The organism is Clostridium neonatale, from assembly GCF_001458595.1.
Classification (GTDB): Bacteria; Bacillota; Clostridia; order Clostridiales; family Clostridiaceae; genus Clostridium; species Clostridium neonatale.
This window is the reverse complement of the sequence record NZ_LN890327.1, coordinates 699,079-721,073: the sequence shown is the minus strand read 5'-3', so window position 1 is coordinate 721,073 and position 21,995 is coordinate 699,079. Positions and strand designations below refer to the sequence as shown.

General features: G+C 29.5%; 16 protein-coding genes. All 16 read right to left on the bottom strand.

Annotated elements, in window-relative coordinates; translation table 11 throughout:
* Positions 1 to 24: 24 nt before the first annotated feature.
* Entirely contained in the window at positions 25 to 843 is an 819-nt protein-coding gene (locus BN2920_RS06535) for a C40 family peptidase (RefSeq protein WP_058294204.1), read from the bottom strand.
* Between the two features lie 25 nt (positions 844 to 868).
* The gene (locus BN2920_RS06530; RefSeq protein WP_058294203.1) at positions 869 to 1,843 is read right to left on the bottom strand and encodes an ABC transporter ATP-binding protein; all 975 of its coding nucleotides are present in this window, start codon (positions 1,841 to 1,843) and stop codon (positions 869 to 871) included.
* Positions 1,833 to 2,894 carry an ABC transporter ATP-binding protein gene (locus BN2920_RS06525; protein ID WP_058294202.1) on the bottom strand — a complete coding sequence of 354 codons (1,062 nt, stop codon included), beginning with the start codon at positions 2,892 to 2,894 and terminating at the stop codon, positions 1,833 to 1,835. Before BN2920_RS06525 ends, BN2920_RS06530 begins: the two co-directional genes overlap by 11 nt.
* A gap of 14 nt (positions 2,895 to 2,908) precedes the next feature.
* Positions 2,909 to 3,883 carry an ABC transporter permease gene (locus tag BN2920_RS06520; protein WP_058294201.1) on the bottom strand — a complete coding sequence of 325 codons (975 nt, stop codon included), beginning with the start codon at positions 3,881 to 3,883 and terminating at the stop codon, positions 2,909 to 2,911.
* Positions 3,883 to 4,827: an ABC transporter permease gene (locus tag BN2920_RS06515; RefSeq protein WP_058294200.1), complete on the bottom strand. Its 945-nt coding sequence runs from the start codon at positions 4,825 to 4,827 to the stop codon at positions 3,883 to 3,885. Before BN2920_RS06515 ends, BN2920_RS06520 begins: the two co-directional genes overlap by 1 nt.
* An 82-nt stretch (positions 4,828 to 4,909) precedes the next feature.
* The gene (locus BN2920_RS06510; RefSeq protein ID WP_198157484.1) at positions 4,910 to 6,757 is read right to left on the bottom strand and encodes a peptide ABC transporter substrate-binding protein; all 1,848 of its coding nucleotides are present in this window, start codon (positions 6,755 to 6,757) and stop codon (positions 4,910 to 4,912) included.
* Positions 6,758 to 6,991: 234 nt separating this feature from the next.
* Positions 6,992 to 7,792 carry a M55 family metallopeptidase gene (locus tag BN2920_RS06505; protein WP_058294199.1) on the bottom strand — a complete coding sequence of 267 codons (801 nt, stop codon included), beginning with the start codon at positions 7,790 to 7,792 and terminating at the stop codon, positions 6,992 to 6,994.
* A gap of 15 nt (positions 7,793 to 7,807) precedes the next feature.
* Positions 7,808 to 8,581, bottom strand: a complete 774-nt coding sequence (locus BN2920_RS06500; protein ID WP_058294198.1) for a serine hydrolase — start codon at positions 8,579 to 8,581, stop codon at positions 7,808 to 7,810.
* Positions 8,563 to 9,666, bottom strand: a complete 1,104-nt coding sequence (locus tag BN2920_RS06495) for a dipeptide epimerase (RefSeq protein ID WP_058294197.1) — start codon at positions 9,664 to 9,666, stop codon at positions 8,563 to 8,565. Before BN2920_RS06495 ends, BN2920_RS06500 begins: the two co-directional genes overlap by 19 nt.
* A gap of 21 nt (positions 9,667 to 9,687) precedes the next feature.
* Positions 9,688 to 10,593, bottom strand: coding sequence for a S66 peptidase family protein (locus BN2920_RS06490; RefSeq protein ID WP_058294196.1), 906 nt, complete (start codon positions 10,591 to 10,593; stop codon positions 9,688 to 9,690).
* A gap of 58 nt (positions 10,594 to 10,651) precedes the next feature.
* Complete coding sequence (locus BN2920_RS06485) at positions 10,652 to 11,494, bottom strand: serine hydrolase (RefSeq protein ID WP_058294195.1); 843 nt, start codon at positions 11,492 to 11,494, stop codon at positions 10,652 to 10,654.
* A 180-nt stretch (positions 11,495 to 11,674) separates the two neighbouring features.
* A complete protein-coding gene (locus tag BN2920_RS06480; protein WP_058294194.1) occupies positions 11,675 to 12,865 on the bottom strand; it encodes a phosphopentomutase in 1,191 nt (396 codons plus the stop codon).
* Between the two features lie 389 nt (positions 12,866 to 13,254).
* Positions 13,255 to 14,406, bottom strand: coding sequence for a toxic anion resistance protein (locus tag BN2920_RS06475; protein ID WP_058294193.1), 1,152 nt, complete (start codon positions 14,404 to 14,406; stop codon positions 13,255 to 13,257).
* A gap of 14 nt (positions 14,407 to 14,420) precedes the next feature.
* On the bottom strand, positions 14,421 to 15,620 hold the full coding sequence (locus BN2920_RS06470; protein ID WP_058294192.1) for a 5-bromo-4-chloroindolyl phosphate hydrolysis family protein: 1,200 nt from the start codon (positions 15,618 to 15,620) through the stop codon (positions 14,421 to 14,423).
* A gap of 561 nt (positions 15,621 to 16,181) precedes the next feature.
* Positions 16,182 to 19,034 (bottom strand): glycoside hydrolase family 66 protein, encoded by a 2,853-nt coding sequence (locus BN2920_RS06465; protein ID WP_058294191.1) that lies wholly within the window; start codon positions 19,032 to 19,034, stop codon positions 16,182 to 16,184.
* Between the two features lie 15 nt (positions 19,035 to 19,049).
* Complete coding sequence (locus tag BN2920_RS06460; RefSeq protein WP_058294190.1) at positions 19,050 to 21,968, bottom strand: N-acetylmuramoyl-L-alanine amidase family protein; 2,919 nt, start codon at positions 21,966 to 21,968, stop codon at positions 19,050 to 19,052.
* Between the last annotated feature and the right edge of the window lie 27 nt (positions 21,969 to 21,995).

Here is a 21,995-nt window from a genome sequence, read left to right as displayed (position 1 = left end):
GTTTATAAACTTTAAGTTTTTATATTAAAATATACTTCCAAATCTCTTATCACATTTATCTAGATATTCATAATAATTATCTGCATTCTTATCAAAGCTATTAATTGATACTACGTCATTACTTGTTGCAGAATGTACATACTCTTCATTACCTAAATACATTGCAACATGTCCTGGAAAGAAGATTAAATCTCCCTTTTTTAATTTATCTCTTGTAATTTCCTTAATAGGAAAACCTTCTTTTATATCTGCATCCCTATAAATTAATATTCCATTTACCATATATGACATAGAGCAAAGACCAGAGCAATCTATTCCCATCGGTGTCTTTCCTCCCCATCTATACTGAGTTCCAATATAGCTTAAAGCCGATCTCACAAGATTTTCTCTTAAGTTTTCCTCATCCTTTACATCATAATCTGTTTTTAAATCACACAAAAACTCTTTACGTGTCCAGCCAATTCTGCCATCAGGTATCTTTACTTTTACAAAGCGATTATTTTCACTCACTTCTTTAAGACAGACAATATGTGCACCGCGTGTCATAGTTGCGATCTGACATCCTGATGCCTCAGGCTTGTCTAAAACATCTGCAAAACTATTTAATACTACTTTATTTTTTTCACTTTCATATTCTTTTGCTTTATTATCATCAATAAGAAGACTACTTCCATCTATATATCCTTCATAATTATAATGAGTTCTTATATAATACCAGTCATTTTCTAAAGCTTCTAGTATTTCAACATTCATTCCAAATAATACTTCATCTGCATTTTCTGAAAATTTATCAGGTTTACTTTTAATAAATCCAATAGTGCTATTTACCACTGCATATCTCATAAAGTTAATCCTCCTCGTAATTAAACTATATATTACCTACTGCTTCATTATTTAATGAATACATCATGCTCCCTGTAGCTTTATATTGTGAAATTTCTGATTCATTTGCCAATACAAAATGATCTTCTTCAATTTCAATGAACTTTGGCTTATCTTTATCATAACAATGACATTCTGGATCATATATAAGTATCTTTTTATTTCTTTCTTTTCTTGGATCAGGCTGAGGTATAGCAGATAATAATGCCTGAGTATATGGATGTATTGGATTATTAAATAAATCTTCTGCTTCTGCAAGTTCTACTATTTTGCCTTTATATATTACTGCAATTCTATCTGCAATAAACCTTACTACAGATAAATCATGAGCTACAAAAAGGTAAGTTAATCCATATTCTTTTTGCAATTTAGATAATAAATTAAGAACTTGTGCTCTTATTGATACATCAAGAGCTGATATTGGTTCATCAGCAATTATGAACTCAGGTCTCATTACAAGTGCTCTTGCTATCCCTATTCTTTGCCTCTGTCCACCTGAAAATTCATGTGGAAATCTGCTTGCAAATTCAGGCAGCAATCCAACTTGCAATAAAACTTTTTCTACTATTTCCTTTCTTTCTTCTTCATTTTTATAACTTTTTAAGTTATATAGGCCTTCTGATATTATATAATCAACCTTTGCTCTCTCATTTAATGATGCCATAGGATCTTGAAATATCATCTGAATTTTCCTTGTTATTTCATTATCTAGATCTCTTGCAATTTTTCCGCTTATTTTTTGTCCATTATATAATATTGCACCATCTGAGATTTCATTTATTCTTATAATTGCTCTTCCTATTGTTGTTTTTCCTGAACCTGACTCCCCTACAAGACCAAATGTTTCTCCTTTATAAATTTTAAAACTCACATCATCAACAGCTTTAAATTTATCCTTACCACTTCCAAAATTAATGGTAATATTCTGAACATCTAATAAAACTTCATTATTATGCTTCATATTTATTCTCCTCCCATAGATTAAATAATCTTTTAAGTGATTTTGGGTATTCAACTTTAGGTGCTCTTGGATCTAAAAGCCATGTTTTTGCTTTATGTGTTTTACTTACCTCAAAATATGGAGGAGCTATTTCAAATTCTATTTTAAGAGCCCTTGGATTACGATATGCAAATGCATCTCCCTTTATTTCCTTATATAAATTAACCGGAGTACCATTTATTGAATAAAGTTCTTCCCCTTTTACGCCTAGCTGCGGCAACGATGATAACAATGCCCATGTATATGGATGCTTTGCATTATAGAATATTTCTTCTACAAGTCCAACTTCTACTATATCACCTGCATACATTACAGCAACGCGGTCTGCAACATTTGCTACAACTCCAAGATCATGTGTTATAAAAACTATTGTAAGCTTATATTGCTTTTGAATATTTTTAAGCAAATCAAGTATTTGAGCCTGCATAGTTACATCAAGTGCTGTTGTTGGTTCATCGCATATTAAAATCTTAGGATTACATCCAATAGCAATTGCTATAACAACCCTTTGTCTCATTCCACCTGAAAATTCATGTGGATACTGATTATATCGCTTTTCTGGATTTGCTATACCAACATCCTCTAAAAGTTCTATTGCAAGCCTTTTAGCTTCAGCTCCCTTTAATCCTCTGTGGAGTTCTATGGCTTCCTGTATCTGCTTTCCAACAACTTTAAGTGGATTCAATGATGTCATTGGATCTTGTGATACCATTGCAATTTCTTTTCCTCTTATAGCCTGCCACTCTTTATTGGTTTTAAATTTTGCTAAATCCATCCCCTTATACATTATACTTCCACTATTAATATATCCATTACTTTCAAGGAGTCCCATAAAAGTTTTTGTAAAAACAGACTTTCCTGAACCTGATTCTCCTACAATTGCAATGCTTTCTCCTTTATATAAATCAAGTGAAATGCCACGTATTGCATTAAGTACTCTTCCTCTTACTTTAAATTTTACATCTACTTCCTTAGCAGAAAGTATTATTTCTCTATCAGTATAATCAGCCATACATTATCCTCTCCCTATTTATGATTTTTTGGATCTGCTGAGTCTGCAAATGTATTTCCTATAACATAAAATGATATTGTTATTATTGAAATTACAATAGTTGGAAATACTAATTGATATCTAAGTGCTGGCGTCATCATAAGCATTCTGCCTTCATTAACCAAATTTCCAAGTGAAGGAATGCTTATTGGCAATCCAAGGCCTATATATGTTAAAAATACTTCTGATCCAATTGCACTCGGGATTGCAAGTGCAATTCTAAGCATTATAACAGATACTAAATAAGGCAGTAAATTCTTGAGTATTATTCTCATTGTTGGAGTTCCAAGACATCTAGAGGCTAAATTATATTCTCTGTCACGTATTATTATTATCTGATTTCGTACAAATCTAGCCATTTCCAGCCATCCAGTAAGACATAAAGCAAAAATCATAGTTCCAATACTAGGTCTAAATATGTAAGTCATAAGTATTAAAACTATTGTAGTTGGTATATTATCCACCACATTATATATTTCAGTAATAATTTTTTCTAAAGATTTCACATACCCCCAAAGTGCTCCAACTACTATTCCAACTATGGCTTCAACTGCTCCAACTACAAATCCAATTAATAAAGATGTACGCGTTCCACTCCATATTCTTGCCCATAAATCTTGTCCAATTGAATTTGTACCAAACCAATATTCTAGAGAAGGTGCCAAATTTTTATCTTGCATTTGTGTTTGTTCATTTAAATATATTGTTGTTGGAGATTTTTGCCCAGGAATAAGTGGTTGAATCATTGTAAATACAAGTATGCTTATAACTAATATAAGCAAAAACATAGCTACTTTATGCTGCTTAAACGAATTCCATGTTGACTTCCAATAAGAGTAATTTGAATATCCTGTTTTCTCAGCTTCTGTATTATCAAACTCTGCAAACTCAAACAAAGATTCTTCTATTTCATCACCAAATTTTCCTACCATTTTACTAGTAATACTCATTATCTTCCACCTCCGTTTCTTTGTAATTTTATACGTGGATCTGTTATAGACATAGCTATATCACCTAATACCAATCCTAAAATTCCAAGAGAAGAATAAATAATAACAAGCCCTTGAACTAATGGATTATCTTGCCTTTGTATTGCTTCAACAAGTAACCCGCCCATTCCCGGTATTGAATACAATGATTCTATATATATTGATCCTGCAATAGTATAAAGAATTGATGCTGGTAGATATTGCGCCATTGGCACAAATGCATTTCTTAACACATGATGAACCATTATATTTTTTTCACTAACACCTTTTGCTCTTGCAAGTTTTACATAATCACTATTCATCTCATCAACCATATATCGTCTCATCCACATAGCATATGCTGCTATATTTCCAAGTGACATTGATATTAATGGTAATATCCAGCTTACAGGATTGCTCTTATCAAATAGCATAGGTAATTTACATACATCTGTTACATATAACTGAATTACAAGATAGTAAATGGCTGCTGGAACTGCATTTATAAAAACTATATATCCATTTCCCAATTTATCTAAAATGCTATTTTTACTTTTTGCCATCATTATTCCTAAAGATATTCCAACAACAAGTGATATTACAATAGATCCAAGTCCAAAATATAAAGAATACGGTATCTTATCCTTTAATATTTTACTTACCTTGACATCAGGTCTATATGTAATTGACTTTCCAAATTCTCCTTTAGCAAGATCCTTATAGAAGTTTCCAATTTGTACTGGCATTGGATCTCTAAGACCTAAGTTAGTTAATATTGTTTCCTTTTGAATTTCACTCATTTTATCAGCATTCGATCCTAAATAGCCTTCCTCAGGCATTAATCTTAGTAACATAAACACAACTGTTATTATCACAAATAGTGTAAATACTGATTGTGACAATCTTTTAAATAGATATTTTACCATCGCTAATTCCCCCATATTATTGTCTATTAAAATGGGGTACTGCAAAACTTTTGTAAAGTCTCACAATACCCATTCCTATATTCTATGCAGCCTTCTTTAATGCTTCAGTACGTTCGCTTTGCCATTTTTCTAAAGCTGCTTTATATTCTTCATTACTCATAGATTTTTCAAGCATTGTTTGTCCTTTAAACTTCTCAGAAATAACTCCAAATGGAGAGAATTGTGCATCAAATGGATTTAATTTAGATACTTCATAAGTTCCACCATTTACTGTATAAGGTATAACTAAAGCTTTATTTATTAAATAACTTTCAGCACTTGCAAATAATTCATAGCGTTTTTGTATATCAGTAGATTCTGCTTTAGCTTCATCAAGCATCTTTTCATATTCTTCTCCAACACCATTTTCTGCAAGCTCAGGCTTATTATACGAACCACCTGTTGCAAATGGATCTGAATATGTTTCTGGATCAGCATAGTCTGGTCCCCAGTTACATAATAATAATGCATAATTTCCTGCTCTTCTTACATCTTTTAAATATCCTGTAGGTGGCTTTGCCTCAATTTGCACATCTATAAAGTCAGTTCCAAGTGTTCTTTCTAATTGCTGTTCTACTACTTGTTCACGTTTTGCATTATCAGAAGTTCCTGAGTTATACGGCAACAATACTTTTACTGGGAATGTAACGCTTCCTTGTAATTCTTTCATAGCTTTTTCTTTAAATTCTTTAGTTGTATTTTCATCATATGAATCCCTATTGGTTATTTCTGCAAGCCCTCCAACTTGAGTATAATCAGTTCCTTTAATATCAACAAAATTTTTAGGAGTTATTGTATTTAACATTTGTGATTGTGGATCATATGGTTCTGAAACCATTATAGCTGCTTTTCTATCTAAAGCATGGAAAATTGCTTGTCTGAAATTCTCATTATTAACAGCTTTCTTCCAGTTTGCCGGTTCATATTCTTCTGAGAATTGTGGATCAAAATTAAAAGCATAGAAATATGAGTAAAATCCATTTTTTCTTTGATGAATTATGTCTTTTTTCTCATCAGATTTAAACCATTCTTCTACAAGATCCGAAGGTATTTGCTCTACATAATCTATTTCATTTCTTAAATACATTTCTGGAGCTAATGTAGAAGCTTCTTTGTTATATATTAATTTTATCCTCTTTATCTTTATATTATCCTTGTCCCAATACTTATCATTTGCTACATATACTCTGCTGCTTTGTGGTTCAAATGTATCAAATACATATCCTCCATTGTATAAAATATTTTCTGGATCTGTCCCAAATTCATCTCCCTTTTCTTCTAAGAACTTTCCATTTACAGGGAAGAAGCATACATAAGTAAGCATTGACAAGAAATATGGTGCTGGTTTTTCCAAAGTATACTGTAAAGTATACTTATCTACAGCTTTTACACCAACTTCATTAAAATCTGTGATTTCTCCACTATAAAATTTTTCACCATTTTTAATTATGCCTGCTGCAATATCAGCTGTTTCAGATTCATTTTTATTGTTAAGTACATATTTTAGTGAATCTACAAAATCTTGAGCTTCAACATCAGCATATTCATCTCCATCTTTTGTAACCCACTTAACACCTTCTCGTATTTTAAATGTCCATACAGTGTTATCTTCATTTGCACTCCATTCAGTTGCAAGGCAAGGTTTAACTACTCCATACTTATCATATTCAACTAATGTATCAACCATATTGGCTAATGCCCCAAATTCATTTGTTTCTGCTGTTTTTAAATAATTTAATGTTTTAATTTCTTCAGAGTAAACTTGCCTATACTCTGCATTGTCTCCATCTGCACTACTTCCGCTATTAGAACCGCACCCTAATACACTTGTACTTAATAAAACTGTTGAAATAGCCATTGATATTAAACGTTTAAATAAGCTTTTTTTCATTTATATGTCCCCCTTACTTTTGTATAAAAAAATCATCATACTCTCTAAAAATAATCATAGTATAAAACCATTATTTTTATACTGATAAGTATTTAGTAGTAAAGCATGATGACCTCATTGCCATATTTTTAATAATGTATGTTAATATTTGATATTTTTTTAATATATTTTATATTTTGTTATAATTATATCACAAAATATTTTTTTGTAAATTATTTTTTCATTTTATTTCTTCTAAGTTAAAAAATGAATTATTCTTAAAATCTCATAGTAATTATTAGTATTAAATGTCACTGATCTTGGTTCTTTATATTCTGCACCTGGATAAAATGAATATCTATATGCACATTTATGATCTTTATATTCTATTTCTAATTGAAATTCTTCTGGCAATTTAACTTTCTTTAAATTCAAATCACCTTCTAAAGCTTCTTTAACTAATTTTTCTGTTTCAGTTACAGCCATCTTTGGATTCATATTTATAGTTGCTCCTCCTAAGCCATCTTTCACTCCAAGAGTAACTATTTGCGGGTTCACTTCTTTTACTTTTTGTGTAAGTCCGATATCTCCGCTTACAAACACAACAGGAACATCAAATAAGGCAGCTGCATATGTATTAAGTAAAAATTCACTTACATATTCTCCATTTAATTTAATAGACGATACTTCTGATATGCTCATTGTATGAGCTAATGGATTGCTTATTGTTCCTGCTGCATTATGATAACCAATAAATATTGCTGCATCAAAACTTTCATCTATTCCTCCAACCATTGATAGAGGATCACCAGTCCAGCCCCTAATTAATCTGGCCTTCTCTGGAAGTTCATCCATATCTATATTTCTTGCACTATCATGAGCATCTTTTATTATTATTTCATCTGCACCTGCTGAAATAGCACCATTTGTAGCAGCAACAACTTCTTTTGTCATTTGCTTTGCAAATTGCTCCCAGTCTGGAAGATTTTTTTCTGTTTCATTCCAATGAGTAGTTCCTGTTATTCCTTCAATATCACCACTTATATATACTTTCATCTTGCACCTCCACTTTTATATATTTTTATAATAATCATAAACTTCCTTAGAAATTTTGCCTATTATTTCATATGCATCCTTATTCTTTTTTACATCATGAACAAAAATGCCAATAAAATAATTATGATTCTTAGTATAAAATATGCCAACATCATTATTTAACTTATCAAGTTCGCCAGTCTTATTAGCTAATGTTACATTATCTCTTATATATCTTTTCAGCATAAAGTTATCTCTTTGATTTTTTAGTATATCTATTGCTTTTAAACTCATTTCAGAACTTATTAAAACTCCTCTATATAAACCTTCCATAGCTATCAGCATATCATTTAAGGATGTATAATTATTTCTTCCATATTCTATAGCCTTAAAATCCATCATTTTTCTTTCAAGTAGTGTATTTTTCATGTTAAGCTTCTTGATTCTATCATTTATATTTTCTAATCCAAGTATATCAATCAATACATTAGTAGCTGTATTATCACTACTTATAATCATCCATTCTATTAGTTCTTCAAAAGTGCATTCCTTAAGGTCTTGTTCTGTAATAACGCTGAAATCAACTTTATTATCATCACCTATATTAAATTTATCATCTAAATTTATTTCTCCTAAGTCAACTCTTGATAATGCTTCAATCATAATTGGAACTTTTATTATGCTTGCTGATACATATTTTTTATCTTCGTTATATTTAAAAATCACTTTATCTTCTTTTAAATCCTTAACTAATACAGCTATATCTGCACTAGAATTTTTAATAATATGATTTATTCTGTTAGTAAGCATTGTTTATCTATAGCCACCTTATCTCCAAAACCTATTCCAAAGTTTTCACTCATTTTAATGTTCTTTCCATTAAATATAGGACCACCACTTACAGGATCTATTTTACAAAGGGCTGGTCCATCTAAATCAACCATTGTAATTACTTTTCTTGCAGCACCAAGATTAGCTGCTGCACTTACACTTATTTTGCTTTCAAGCATACATCCAATCATACATTCAACTCCATAAATATCTGCAATATCACAAATCTTTAGAGCATTATATATGCCACCAGTTTTCATAAGCTTTATATTTATTAAGTCAGCTGCACCTTCTTCAATTATTTTCACAGCATCCAATGGAGAGAATACACTTTCATCTGCTAAAATTCTTGTGCTAGTATTATTGGTTACATATTTCATGCCTTCAATATCATGATATTTAACTGGCTGCTCTACTAAATCAATATCAAGATTTCTATCTTCTAAAGCATTTATTATTTTAACGGCCTGCTTGCTTGTCCACCCTTGATTAGCATCAACTCTAAGCTTTATTTCTTTTCCCACTGCTTTTCTTATTTCTGTTATTCTTTCAATATCCTTTTCTCCCTCTTTGCCAACCTTTATTTTTAATATATCGAATCCATCATTTACTGCTTTTATACTATCACTAACCATTTCTTCTACACTATTTACACTTATAGTTATGTCTGTTGTAATTTCATTCCTATATCCACCTATAACCTTATATAAAGGTGATTTAATATTCTTAGAATATAAATCGTATATTGCCATATCTACAGCTGCTTTTGCACTTGTATTTTTTAATATGCATCCATGCATTTTTTCCATTATTATTTCAATACTATCTATCTCAATCCCAACAATAGCCGGTTTTATATAGTTTAATATTGCACTCTTTATAGATTCCTTTGTTTCACCTGTTATTACTGCTGTGGGTGCCGCCTCACCATATCCTATTTCACCGGTATCTGAAATTACTTTCACAATTATATCATTAACACATTCTACAGTTCTTAATGCGGTCTTAAACGGTGTTACTAATGGTACTGAAATTTCAGCTACTTCAATATTCTTTATAATCATTACTTTTCCCCCAATACGTCTTTATATTATAAATTTATCATTATCAATTTTAGCAAAAGCTCCCATTGGAATTGTCATTGTAGGTGTACTGTGCCCACAGGCTATATTACAAATTGTGGGCTTGTTCTCTGTTACAATAAGCTGTTTAAATATTTCATTTAATTCAAGACTATTTTCTTTATTTTCTGCTTCGCATCTTGTCCATTGTCCTAGGATTATTCCCACTGCATCTTTAAATTTTCCACTTTGCTTTAACTGTAGCAGCATCCTATCTATTCTATAAGGAACTTCATCAACATCCTCTAAGAACAAAATCTTTCCTTTAGTATTTACTTCATATTTTGTACCAAGTGATGAAGCAAGTAATGTGAGATTTCCTCCAGTAATCCTTCCTTCTGCATTTCCTTTTACAAGGGTTTCAATCTTCTGATCTTTTGGATTTTCCATTATTCCTAAAGAATCATTACAGAAGATATTTCTTTTAAAAAAACTCATTGTATATTCATCTACGCCTTCATAAAACTCAGATGCAGGCATTGGTGCATGAAATGTAATAAGATTACATTTTTGATTAAATGCAACATGAAGCGCAGTTATATCACTATATCCAGCAAAAACCTTCGGATTTTTTCTTATGGTTTTATAATCTAATAAATCTAAAATTCTGGCAGAACCATATCCACCTCTCATAGCAAAAATACCTTTTATGCTTTTATCAGCAAACATCATATTAATATCGTCAGCACGAATCGTATCCTCTCCTGCTAAAAATCCATTTTTTGATGTACAACTTTTCCCAACAACTGCTTCAAGTCCTAATGCTTCTACTGCATTAATTGCCGGTTTTATTCTTTCATCAGCAACTGGACTTGATGGAGCTATTAATGCTATTTTATCACCTTTTTTTAATGGCACCGGATGTATCATTTTTTTCTTTCCCCCTTTAGAGATAAAATATTAAAGACAAAAATTATATAATATACTTCTATTTAATTTTTCCTTTTAAAGCTATAAATTCATCAAATATCATTCTACTGACTTTTCCACCATAGACAGTTGCATCATGATTTGCATAATACAAGCTATCATGGAATTCTTTATTAAACATTACTATTACATATGGACCATATGGAGTAAACACTAATCCCCCATCATTTCTACATGCATCCATGCTTCCGCTCTTTGACGCAACATATATAAGTTCTTCCTCACCAGTATCTTCACTATCTAAATAATATTGTGGAAAATCTCTTACTATCATGCTGTTATAATGCTGCATTTTAAATATATCTAACATTTTATTTGATGCCTCTTCACTTATAAGCTCTTTTTTAGCAATCAATTCAAATAATCTACCATAATCTCTTGGCGTTGTTGTTCCTAACTTATCATATTTCTCAAAATCTATTTTGTTGTGAAGTATTGTATCTTTAAATCCAAGTTCCTGTATTGTTTTATTTATGTGATCAATTCCTAAATAGTCTATTAATATATTTGTTGCAACATTGTCACTAACTATTATCATAAGCTTAGCAAAATTTATTGCAGTCATCTCTACTCCTTCATCTAAAGATTGAATAACCCCACTTCCGTTTATATAATTTTTCTTTGTATATTTAAGCTTTTCGTATAAATCTTTTGTTCCATTTTCCACCTGGCTAAATAGATCTGCTAGAATAAAAGACTTAATACAACTTGCAGTTTCAAATTTTTCGTCAGCCCCTATTTCAATTGTATTTCCTTTAAAATCATTTACATATACACACATTTTTCCTGCATAACTTATTAATTCAGCTTCTATTCTTGCTTCTAATGATAACTTGTCCATATTACATCCCCCAATACATTTATCCTATTTTAAATTTATTTAATAAAAAAATCCATAAAAACAAGACATAATTTTGACTTCGTTGTCTAGTTTTATGGATTTTATTACTATATCTACTAATTAATATTATAGTTTGTATATATTTTTTTACAAGTAGTAATTTTACAATTACTTTATATATTATTTAAGTTTTTCTAAAACAGATTCACCTATTGTATTTTCTGGCATCTTAACTTCAAAGTTTTCTGCTATTGTTGCTGCTATTGCTGCAAAGCTCTTACTTGTTTCTAATTGTCCATGATTCTTCATAGATGGTGAGTATGCTAAGAATGGAACATATTCACGAGTATGATCTGATCCCTTATAAGTTGGATCATTTCCATGGTCAGCTGTGATTATTAATAAATCATCTTCTTTTAAATTTTCTAAAACTTTTCCTAAGTTTACATCAAATTTTTCTAATTCTTCTGCATAACCTTGTGGATTCCTTCTATGTCCCCATAAAGCATCGAAATCTACTAAGTTTACAAAACATAAACCTGTAAAATCTTTATTCATTATTTCTAATGTTTGCTCCATTCCATGAACTGAGCTCTTTGATTTATGAGTTTCTGTAACACCTTCACCATCAAAAATATCATTTATTTTTCCTACAGCAATCACATCAAAATTATTTTCTTTTAGTGTGTTCAGTATAGTTTTTCCATATGGCTTTAGAGCATAATCATGTCTGTTACTAGTACGCTTAAAACCTTCTTCTTTATTTCCTAAATACGGTCTTGCAATTACTCTTCCAACTTTCCATTCATCTTTAAGAGTTAATTCTCTTGCAATTTCACAGCATCTATAAAGTTCATCTAATCCAAAAGTTTCTTCATGGCCACAGATTTGCAGAACTGAATCAGCTGAAGTATAAACTATCATATCACCTGTTTTCATTTGATGATCTGCAAGTTCATCTAATATTTCTGTACCACTTGCACTCTTGTTTCCTACTATTTTATGTCCTGTTCTTTTTTCTAATTCATCTAAAAGTTCTTTTGGAAAACCTGTATCAGTAAATGTTTGGAATGGCTTAATTATATGAAGTCCCATCATTTCCCAATGTCCTGTCATTGTATCCTTTCCGACACTTGCTTCTTTCATCTTCATTTGATATCCAAGTGGAGCATCAACCTTTTCTACATGCTTTATTGGATGAAGATTAGCTATTCCCATCTTTTGTAGATTAGGTATTTCAAATTTGTCCACAGATTCTGCTATATGACCTAAAGTATCCACATTTATATCGCCATACTCTTTTGCATCTTCCATTTCTCCTACACCTAATGAATCTATAACTATAGTAAATATTCTCTTATACTTTTTCATATTTTAATTCCTTTCTTGTTTTAAATAATCTATATTGCTATGTTTAGCATTTATTTATTTCTCCTCAATTATACAATAAATCACTTAATTATTTTATATTTTTAGTAGAAATCTGTATTTAATTTTAATACTTTTCATCATATTATATAAATTTTTTACTATTAATTTGTTAATTTTCTTCGAAATATTTCAATAAAACTTTCACAATTTTATTATTTTCAAATTATAACCCTATTATAGTTAATATATTATTATTTCTATTACCATATTATAAATAATAACAAAGACGCAACATATTTATTGTTACGCCTTTTTCTAAGAAGAAGATATTATTAATTTAAAATATCTAGCTTAAATTAATATTATACATATTTTATTTATATATAGAACTATTTTCTTAATTCTAAAAGTTTAGTTTTTAATTGTTCCTCAATATTTTGAAGTTCTGCTTCTGCAGCTTTACGTTTTTCTCTACCTTCAATTTGTATCTTAAGAACTTCATCAAGAGTTGTAATAAGTGATTCATTTGTTGTTTTTAAAGTTTCTATATCAACTATTCCACGTTCAGAAGCTTTTGCAGTTTCTATTGTTGACATTTTAAGTGTTTCTGCATTTTTTCTTAAAAGCTCGTTTGTCATATTTGTTACTTCATTTTGTACTTTTGCTGCATTGCTAGAATGGGCAACTCCAAGTGCTAATACAATTTGACTCTTCCAAAGCGGTATTGTATTTACAATTGTAGATTGTATCTTTTCTGACATTAATGAATCATTGTTTTGAATTAATCTTATTTGTGGTGCCATTTGAAGTGAAATCATTCTTGTAAGTTCTAAATCATGTATTTTCTTTTCAAATCTATCGCAAAGAGATACAAAGTCATTTGTTGCTTGTGCATCTTCTGGAAGTCCACTAGCTTGCGCTCTTTCTACTAGTTTTGGTAGTTCTTCTTGTTGCAATTTATTGAGCTTCTTTTTACCAGCTAGGATATACATAGAAAGCTCTTTAAAATATACTTTATTTATTTCATACATCTTATCAAGCATAGCAATATCTTTCAAAAGCTGTACTTGATGTTTTTCAAGCATTGTACAAATTTTGCTTACATTACCGTCTACCTTATCATATTTTGCTTTCATTTGAGAAAACTTTTCTACTGGTTTTTTAAATATACCTAAGAATCCTTTTTTTTCATCTGTAGCTTCGAAAGTTTTAAGTTCATTTACTACATTTGAAAGCATTTCTCCTACTTCACCTAAGTCTTTAGTTTTTACATTACTTAAAGCTGTTTCAGAAAAATCTGCAATTTTCTTTTGAGCTCCTACTCCATATTGCAAAATTGAATTTGAATTATTTATGTCAATTTTTTCTACAAAATCATCTACCATCTTTTTTTCTTCTTCTGTAAGATAACTTTCGTCAAGTACATCCTTCTCTGTAACTTCTTCATTTTTCTTTATTATTGAAGCTACTGATTCATCTTCAAAAGGTTCAAACGATAAACTTGGAACAACATTTATATCTTCTTTAAATTCATCTTTCACTTTAGTGTCCTCCTTTATTTTTCATTCATATCTTTTTCAAAATCATTTTTAGTTAATCCTTCTTGTTTAAATAGAGTTTCGAGCACAGAAATATCTGAAGAAATATCTAAAACAACATCTTCAAACATGTCATCTAATAAATTTTCAAAAGCAGTATTTATAAGATTGATACTCTTTTCAATTTCATTTTTAGCCGTTTTAATATTTTCGCCTTGCACTAATTGTTCATTTAATTCTTTATATGATGTAACCAATTTTAATGTTATTGGCAAATAATGATTTGTAAATTTACTAACATCAGATAATTTATTAGGATTTTTTTCAATATATTTAAATATTTCTGCCACTATTTTCTCTAACCTATATAATTTGTTGGATATGTTTTCCTCGGGAAGACAATCATTTATTTTTCTTATCTGCTTAATATAGTAATTCCCATTTTCTATTATTTCTCTTAATTCTTTCTTTTGAGGATCATTCATTTCTTCTTTTAATTCTTCATTTCTTCTTTCTTCTTCTTCTTTACGCAACTTTAATGCTTCTTGTGAATTTAAATAATTTTGATACACTTCATTAGTTAACATAAAATAAGTCTCTTCTTTATCTATATGTCCTTCTAAAAACATACCTTTGTGTATCATTTTTTCTAAATCTTTAACAACGTATTTCTCTGACTTGCTAACTGAATCTCCTAATTCTTTAATTAAACAATAGCTTCGTCCTTTTAAACAATGTACATATTTCCTGAAGCGTTTTATTCTTTTTCTTAAACTTGCTCCTCTAAATGTCATAAATATACTTCCAGTAAAAAAAGCCAATAATACTCCTAAACTTATACTGCTAAGTATAGAAAAACTATTCCATATAGAACTAAATACTGAAAATACAATTAATTGAATTGCAAAAATCACACTGCCAATTGTCCCCAAGGTCATATAAACTATCCCTGATACTTTTCCTTGTGGCTTTTTGCAAATATATACTTGTTTATTCTTTATATGTTTTTGTGTTACATTAATATTTGTTTTTAAATCTTCCATATTTCTATTAAAATTTTCTGATGCTCTTTTAAAATTTGTTTTTACATCATTTAAGGTACTTTCTGTTTTCTCATAAACATTATTTTTTATTCCTGTAAAATCTATAGAATTGAATGCATTTTCCACTGTAACTCTTATTTGTTCTTCTAAATCAGAAAAATCTTTTCTATCCATTATTTATGCCTCCAAGACTTTTTATCTCATGAAAAATATAATAGACCAATTATATTTTATCATCTTAATTATATATCATCTTCAAATGAATTACAATTTATCACAGGTTTATCTATATTATGAATGTTTAATTACTCTTATTAATCGAATTCAATATAAATTTCGAATTCTTATATTCTTATATTCCTAAAAATATAAAAATAAAAATCCCTATATTCTCATATTGCCCCAAATATAAGACTATATATTTTTACTTGTATTATTATTTATTACTTTAACGTTACATCAATTATTAAAATACTCTTTGTAACGTTACTGGATTACATAAAATCATGTTACAATATTTATATCTTTTTCTCTGATATTTGCTTAATAATATATATTTATTGTTTGATTAGAAATTGTTATCTATTTAAATACCACAACAACATATTATTAATCTTTATATACTTATTACTCATAATTTTATTAATAAATAGATTTGTTTAATCAAAAAAAAGCTATTGCACTAGATGGATTAACATCAGTTAACAATAGCTTATCTTTATATATAATAGGGTTTTAATTTAAAATTAATTCAACATCATCAATTTGTAAGTTTGTCATATCTGCTGAATCTTGTATAAATGAAATTAATAAATTACCATTAGTGACATTGACATCTGCTGATATTTCCACATATGAATCTCCATGTGGAATTTTCACTTCAATTGGTTCTCCACCATAATTTGACATTTCTAATTTTGAAGATGTAGGAACTCCTGTATTTTGTTTAACTTTTGCCTTTATTGTATAACTTCCATTTTCTAATTCAGTTACTTTTTGTTGTAGCTTTTGCTTTCCTTGTCCCCAAAAATAACATTTATATTTTCCCGAATTAGCATCTTCGTCATTAACTCCAAATCCATCTTCAATGGCAGCTGTCCAACCTGTTGAATCTCCTGTCTCAAAGTCACCATTTGTTATTTTGCCAATTGATTCAGATATATTATCTATATTCGAAGTTTCCCCCTTCTTTACTGTCTTTTCTTCTTTTGATATTACTTTTCCATTTTCATCTACCAATTGAATATCATCAATTTGTAGATTTGCTTCACCATTTAAACTTGAAGTGTAGTTAAAAGCTATATTTAGCTTTCCATCCTTAACCTCAACACATCCTTCTATCTTCTGATAATCTTTAGTATGTTTAATATTAATTTTTTCAGTTTTATCACCTGTTGTTAATTCCATATCTGCATAATCTGGTATACCTGTATTTTGTTTTACCATAGCTGTAACAGTATATTTTCCATTTTTTAATCCAGTTACTGTTTGATCAATTTTTTGTGTATAAGGCTCCTTACCATAGAAAAATAATTTATTATTTCCTGATGCTGAATCCGATGAATCTATTCCATATTTATTACCTGTTATAGTCCATCCTAGGCTTCCATCTTCAAAACCTGGATTAGTTATTTTTCCTTCACTACCTGTTATATCATTATTAGTGTCAATAGTTTCAGAATTTGCTTTAGTTAAATAGATCATATTCCAATATTCCAATGATGGAACAGTAAATTCTATATAGCTACCATCATCATCACTACCTTTTGTGAATTGTAAATTTTGTGATATACAATCATTTATATCAGGTGATGCAATTGAAACACTCTGAATACTTTGATCTGTATAGTATTTAACTGCAAAGTTTTCTACTTTTTTAGGGGTAGATTTTATTCCATCTGCACATCTCCAGCCATTATCGTAAACTCCTAAAAGGTTTATCATTTGAATAACATCATAATTAGAATCTTTTTTGCTATATGTCCATATTTTATTAGCTTCACCTGTTCTGCTGTTTTCATATCCATTTACTTTAATTTCATTACTGCTATTTATTTGCCCATCTCTTAATAGATTTTCATAAGCCACAATAAAATCATAATACTTTCTTTCTCTAGCCTTTAATTCCTCATTCATTACAACATTTTTATTCGGGAAGTACTCTTGTGTAAGCATTCTTGTATCATCCCCAAGCTCAAGTCTTGACCCACCTGCTGCAAATACTGACGCACCTGTAAGTAATACTGATGAAGTATTAAAAGTACCAGGATTTTCTTCACTGTGCTTATTTGCAACATTATAGTTCATATATGCAGGTACTATTAATGACTTGCCTTTTGTTTCCATTCTAGCTTGATCTACAACTCCTTTTAAAGAATTATAAGTTGGGAATCCATCCCAATCCCAAATTTCTGTGTATACTCCATCTACATTACTAGTATTTACCTGTTCATGTCCCTTTCCACCAACAGGATTCATAATTATATATTTATTTGGGAAATTCTCTTTAGCTGTATTTAAAAATTCTTTAAAGGTTTCTGTTATTGATACAGGTGTTCCATCAGCTCTATAAACAGTTCCGAAATCCCCTACTGTATCCATATGCCACCCATCAAAATCAAAGGCTTCAAATACTTCCTTTTCTCTTGCAAAAAGATAATCCTGCCATTCTTTGTTTAATGGATCCATAAAATAAAGTGCATCTGTTTCCCATCCGCTAGGCATTCCCATTGTCCATTGTTCTCCATCAATTCCACTTGGGTCTTTATAAAGTCCCCATTCCTTCTTTACTCCAGTTCCATCCTTATAGTAATTTTGAGTAGCTCCATATATTAAATTATATTGCATTGATGCCATTCCAACATTATGACCATTTTCTATATATCCATCAATTGTTGACTTATATACATCATGTTGTGATAAATCCTTCCACTTTGGATCAACATTTGATACTTCACCTGCTACTGGATCATGATGTTTATCCTGCCAATCATAGTACTGTATTCCATTTATGTGGAATTTTTTCAATTGATTTATTATATCTTTTGTATTTACATCTTTTCCGTAGTTAGTTACATATCCATACCTTGGGAATTTCAACCAATTTGATGACACATCTACTGCTGTTGATGATCTTTCTATAACTTTTCCATTTGCATCTTTAGATGTTATTTCTATTAGATAGCCTTTATAGTCATCATTTGGAGTTGTCCAACTCAGTGTTAAATCTTTAGTCTGCTTATTTTTAATTGAAAAACTTTCTTTTATTATGTCACCAACTTGCTTATCTAAATGTTTTACTACTAACTCTATAGTTCCATTTTTAATTTCATTTCCAGTATAATTAACCAATTCAATATTTATATTTACAGTTGCCCCTGGATCATACATTGATTTGTCTGTATACACATCATATAGCAAAGTTTTCTGATTAAACACGTCTTTCCCAGAAGTATTAACTACAGGAAGTTTAATAAAATTTGAATCTGCATATGCAATATTAGGTATAGTACAAAAAGTTGATATAATTGTTGTGGATACAAGTGTTAAACTGCATAAAATTTTTATTTTTTTTCTCAAATTCTTCATAATTCTGCCTCCATTTTAAACTAAAGTACCATCACTTCCAATTTTATAACCATTAATAATGGTGTTAGTTAACATTCTTCCACTTCCATCTAAATAATACCATTTTTTATTATATTTTAACCAACCTATACTCATCTCACCATCAGTCCCCAAATGATACCAATTTTTAGAATCATTTACCCAACCAATTGCCATTTCTCCTAATTCATTAAAATAGTACCAGCTTCCATTTATATTTTTCCATTTAGTTGCCATACTGCCATCTGATTGGAGATAATACCATTTATCATTTAATTTTTTCCATCCAACTGCCATACTTCCATCCGGTTGGAGATAATACCACTTATTACTTAAATTTTTCCATCCTGTCTCCATAATTCCATTTTCATTAATTAAATACCATTTTTCATTTACCTTAATCCAAGAATTTTTTATTTGATTTCCATTTTCATCAAAATATTTCCATCCCTGTTTAGTTTCAAGCCATCCTTTTGCAATATTTACTTCATAATCTGATTCATCAAAGTTTTTTTCTTCTGATTCAGTACCATCATTATCTACATTACTATCTTTTTCATACTCATTAATATTAGTTACATAAACATACTCATCATTTCCATCATCGCCCCAAGCTACTAAATTAGACTTATTATAGACATCTAAATTATTTATTTCTAAAGGAACTACAAATTCTTCATTAAATCCAGATCCATTAAGTTTATATATTCGCTTTAATCCAAGTACCCATAATTCTCCTTCTGAATCTATTGAATAATATGGTTTCATTAAATTTCTAATTTCATCAGCATCTGTAGTTTCTATTTTTCTATTTTTCAATCTTGTAGAAACAGAAGGATCACAAACTTTACTTATTTTATTTCTGCTAACTCCTAAAACGTTATCTCTATTAGTTTGAAAATTTACTTGAATACACTGTATTTCATTTTTCTTATTCTCACCATCTTTGTTAAACCTTATAATATACAAATTTTCGTTTTTGGCAAATATATCTAAGTTATACCAGTCATCATTTATTTTAGGCTGAATCCATGATTTAAAATCTGATTCTCCATTCATTTCATAAGCATCAACTTGCTTAGGTACATATGCCTCATCAACTTTCTTACCTAAAGATTTAGATATTTTTAAAATATATTCTTTGCTATTTTCACCATCTGCATAAACTACATCTATATCTCTATCTGCTGAAAATTCTACATTAACCCTAGCATATACATAAGTTGAGTCTTGTGCTAAAATATCTAAACTTTTTAAAGTTGCTGTAATGTTTTCTTCTCCATATTTTTCTCCAAATTTTTCAATATTAGCTGTTTTAGTCTTTCCATCAACTTTATATATAAATTTAATATTTGCATAACTTGAAATATCCATATACTTTCCTAAATTATTTACAATTCCATAATATACAGGTAAATCACTTTCTATAGATAATCTAGAAGAGTTACCGTACAATCTTGCATCTACAAAATCATTATTTATTTCCACTGCTTCTGGTGATGTAAACACACTACTATTTTGAGTATCTAATACTTCAGGATTTTCAGGAATGTTATCAACAGTTGTTTTCTTTGTTGTTATTGAAATATCGTTATTATGACTTACTATTACATCTTCATCTAATTGAGTTGTTGATATTATTTGAATAACTACCTTCCCATCTACTGTTATAACTTTAACATCATCACATCCACAATATTCTCTTAATCTTCCTGCTATATACTCTGATGCCGCCTCTACATCTCCATTAAACGTTTTTCCTTGACCATCTAACTCTTTATTATCTGCTTCATTGGCTGTTACTGAAAACCAAAATTGATATTGATCTCCAAATAAAGTAGATTCCACATTACTTCCTTTCTTTAAAGTAATATTGTCCCATTCATCCTTTGAATTAGCATTTATATCAATAGTAGTTATATATCTTGTTATACTTTCGTTTGGAGTATCTGGTACTTCAGGATCTACAGGAACATCTGGTTCACTTGGAATATCTGGTACTTCAGGATTTTCAGGAATGTTATCAACAGTTGTTTTCTTTGTTGTTATTGAAATATCGTTATTATGACTTACTATTACATCTTCATCTAATTGAGTTGTTGATATTATTTGAATAACTACCTTCCCATCTACTGTTATAACTTTAACATCATCACATCCACAATATTCTCTTAATCTTCCTGCTATATACTCTGATGCCGCCTCTACATCTCCATTAAATGTTTTTCCTTGACCATCTAACTCTTTATTATCTGCTTCATTGGCTGTTACTGAAAACCAAAATTGATATTGATCTCCAAATAAAGTAGATTCCACATTACTTCCTTTCTTTAAAGTAATATTGTCCCATTCATCCTTTGAATTAGCATTTATATCAATAGTAGTTATATATCTTGTGTTTTCATCATCTACTCCGTTATAGTCCACACTATATTGATACCAAACATCTCCAAAGCTTTCTTTGTTTGTAGATATTCTTTTATCCAAATTAAGATATTTACCAACATCCTCACCATATCTATCTGTATCTTTTAATTCTTTTATTAGCTTTCTTTTAATATCAAACTCTTGATCTTCTATACTTTCATCTTCAAATTTTCCAGTTTGTAAATTAAATAAATTTTTACCATTGTCATCATCTAATTCTATATACTTATTATCATACTTTTCTATGTCATATGCATCAGTATCCTCTAACTCTTTATATTTTCCATTACTATATAATACAGTTTTTTCTTCTTCACTTTCTCTGTTCCCATCATATAAATACTTATTGGAATAAGCTACAGCATTAGAAAAACTTCCCTCCTTTGATTTCAAAGTTTCTGCTGCAAATACTTTTACTGATGGGCATAATGTTGTGGCAGTAGTAGCACTTATAATTAAGGCTAATATTTTGTTAGTTCTTTTAATCATTATTTTCTCCCCTCTTTTGAAATAAAT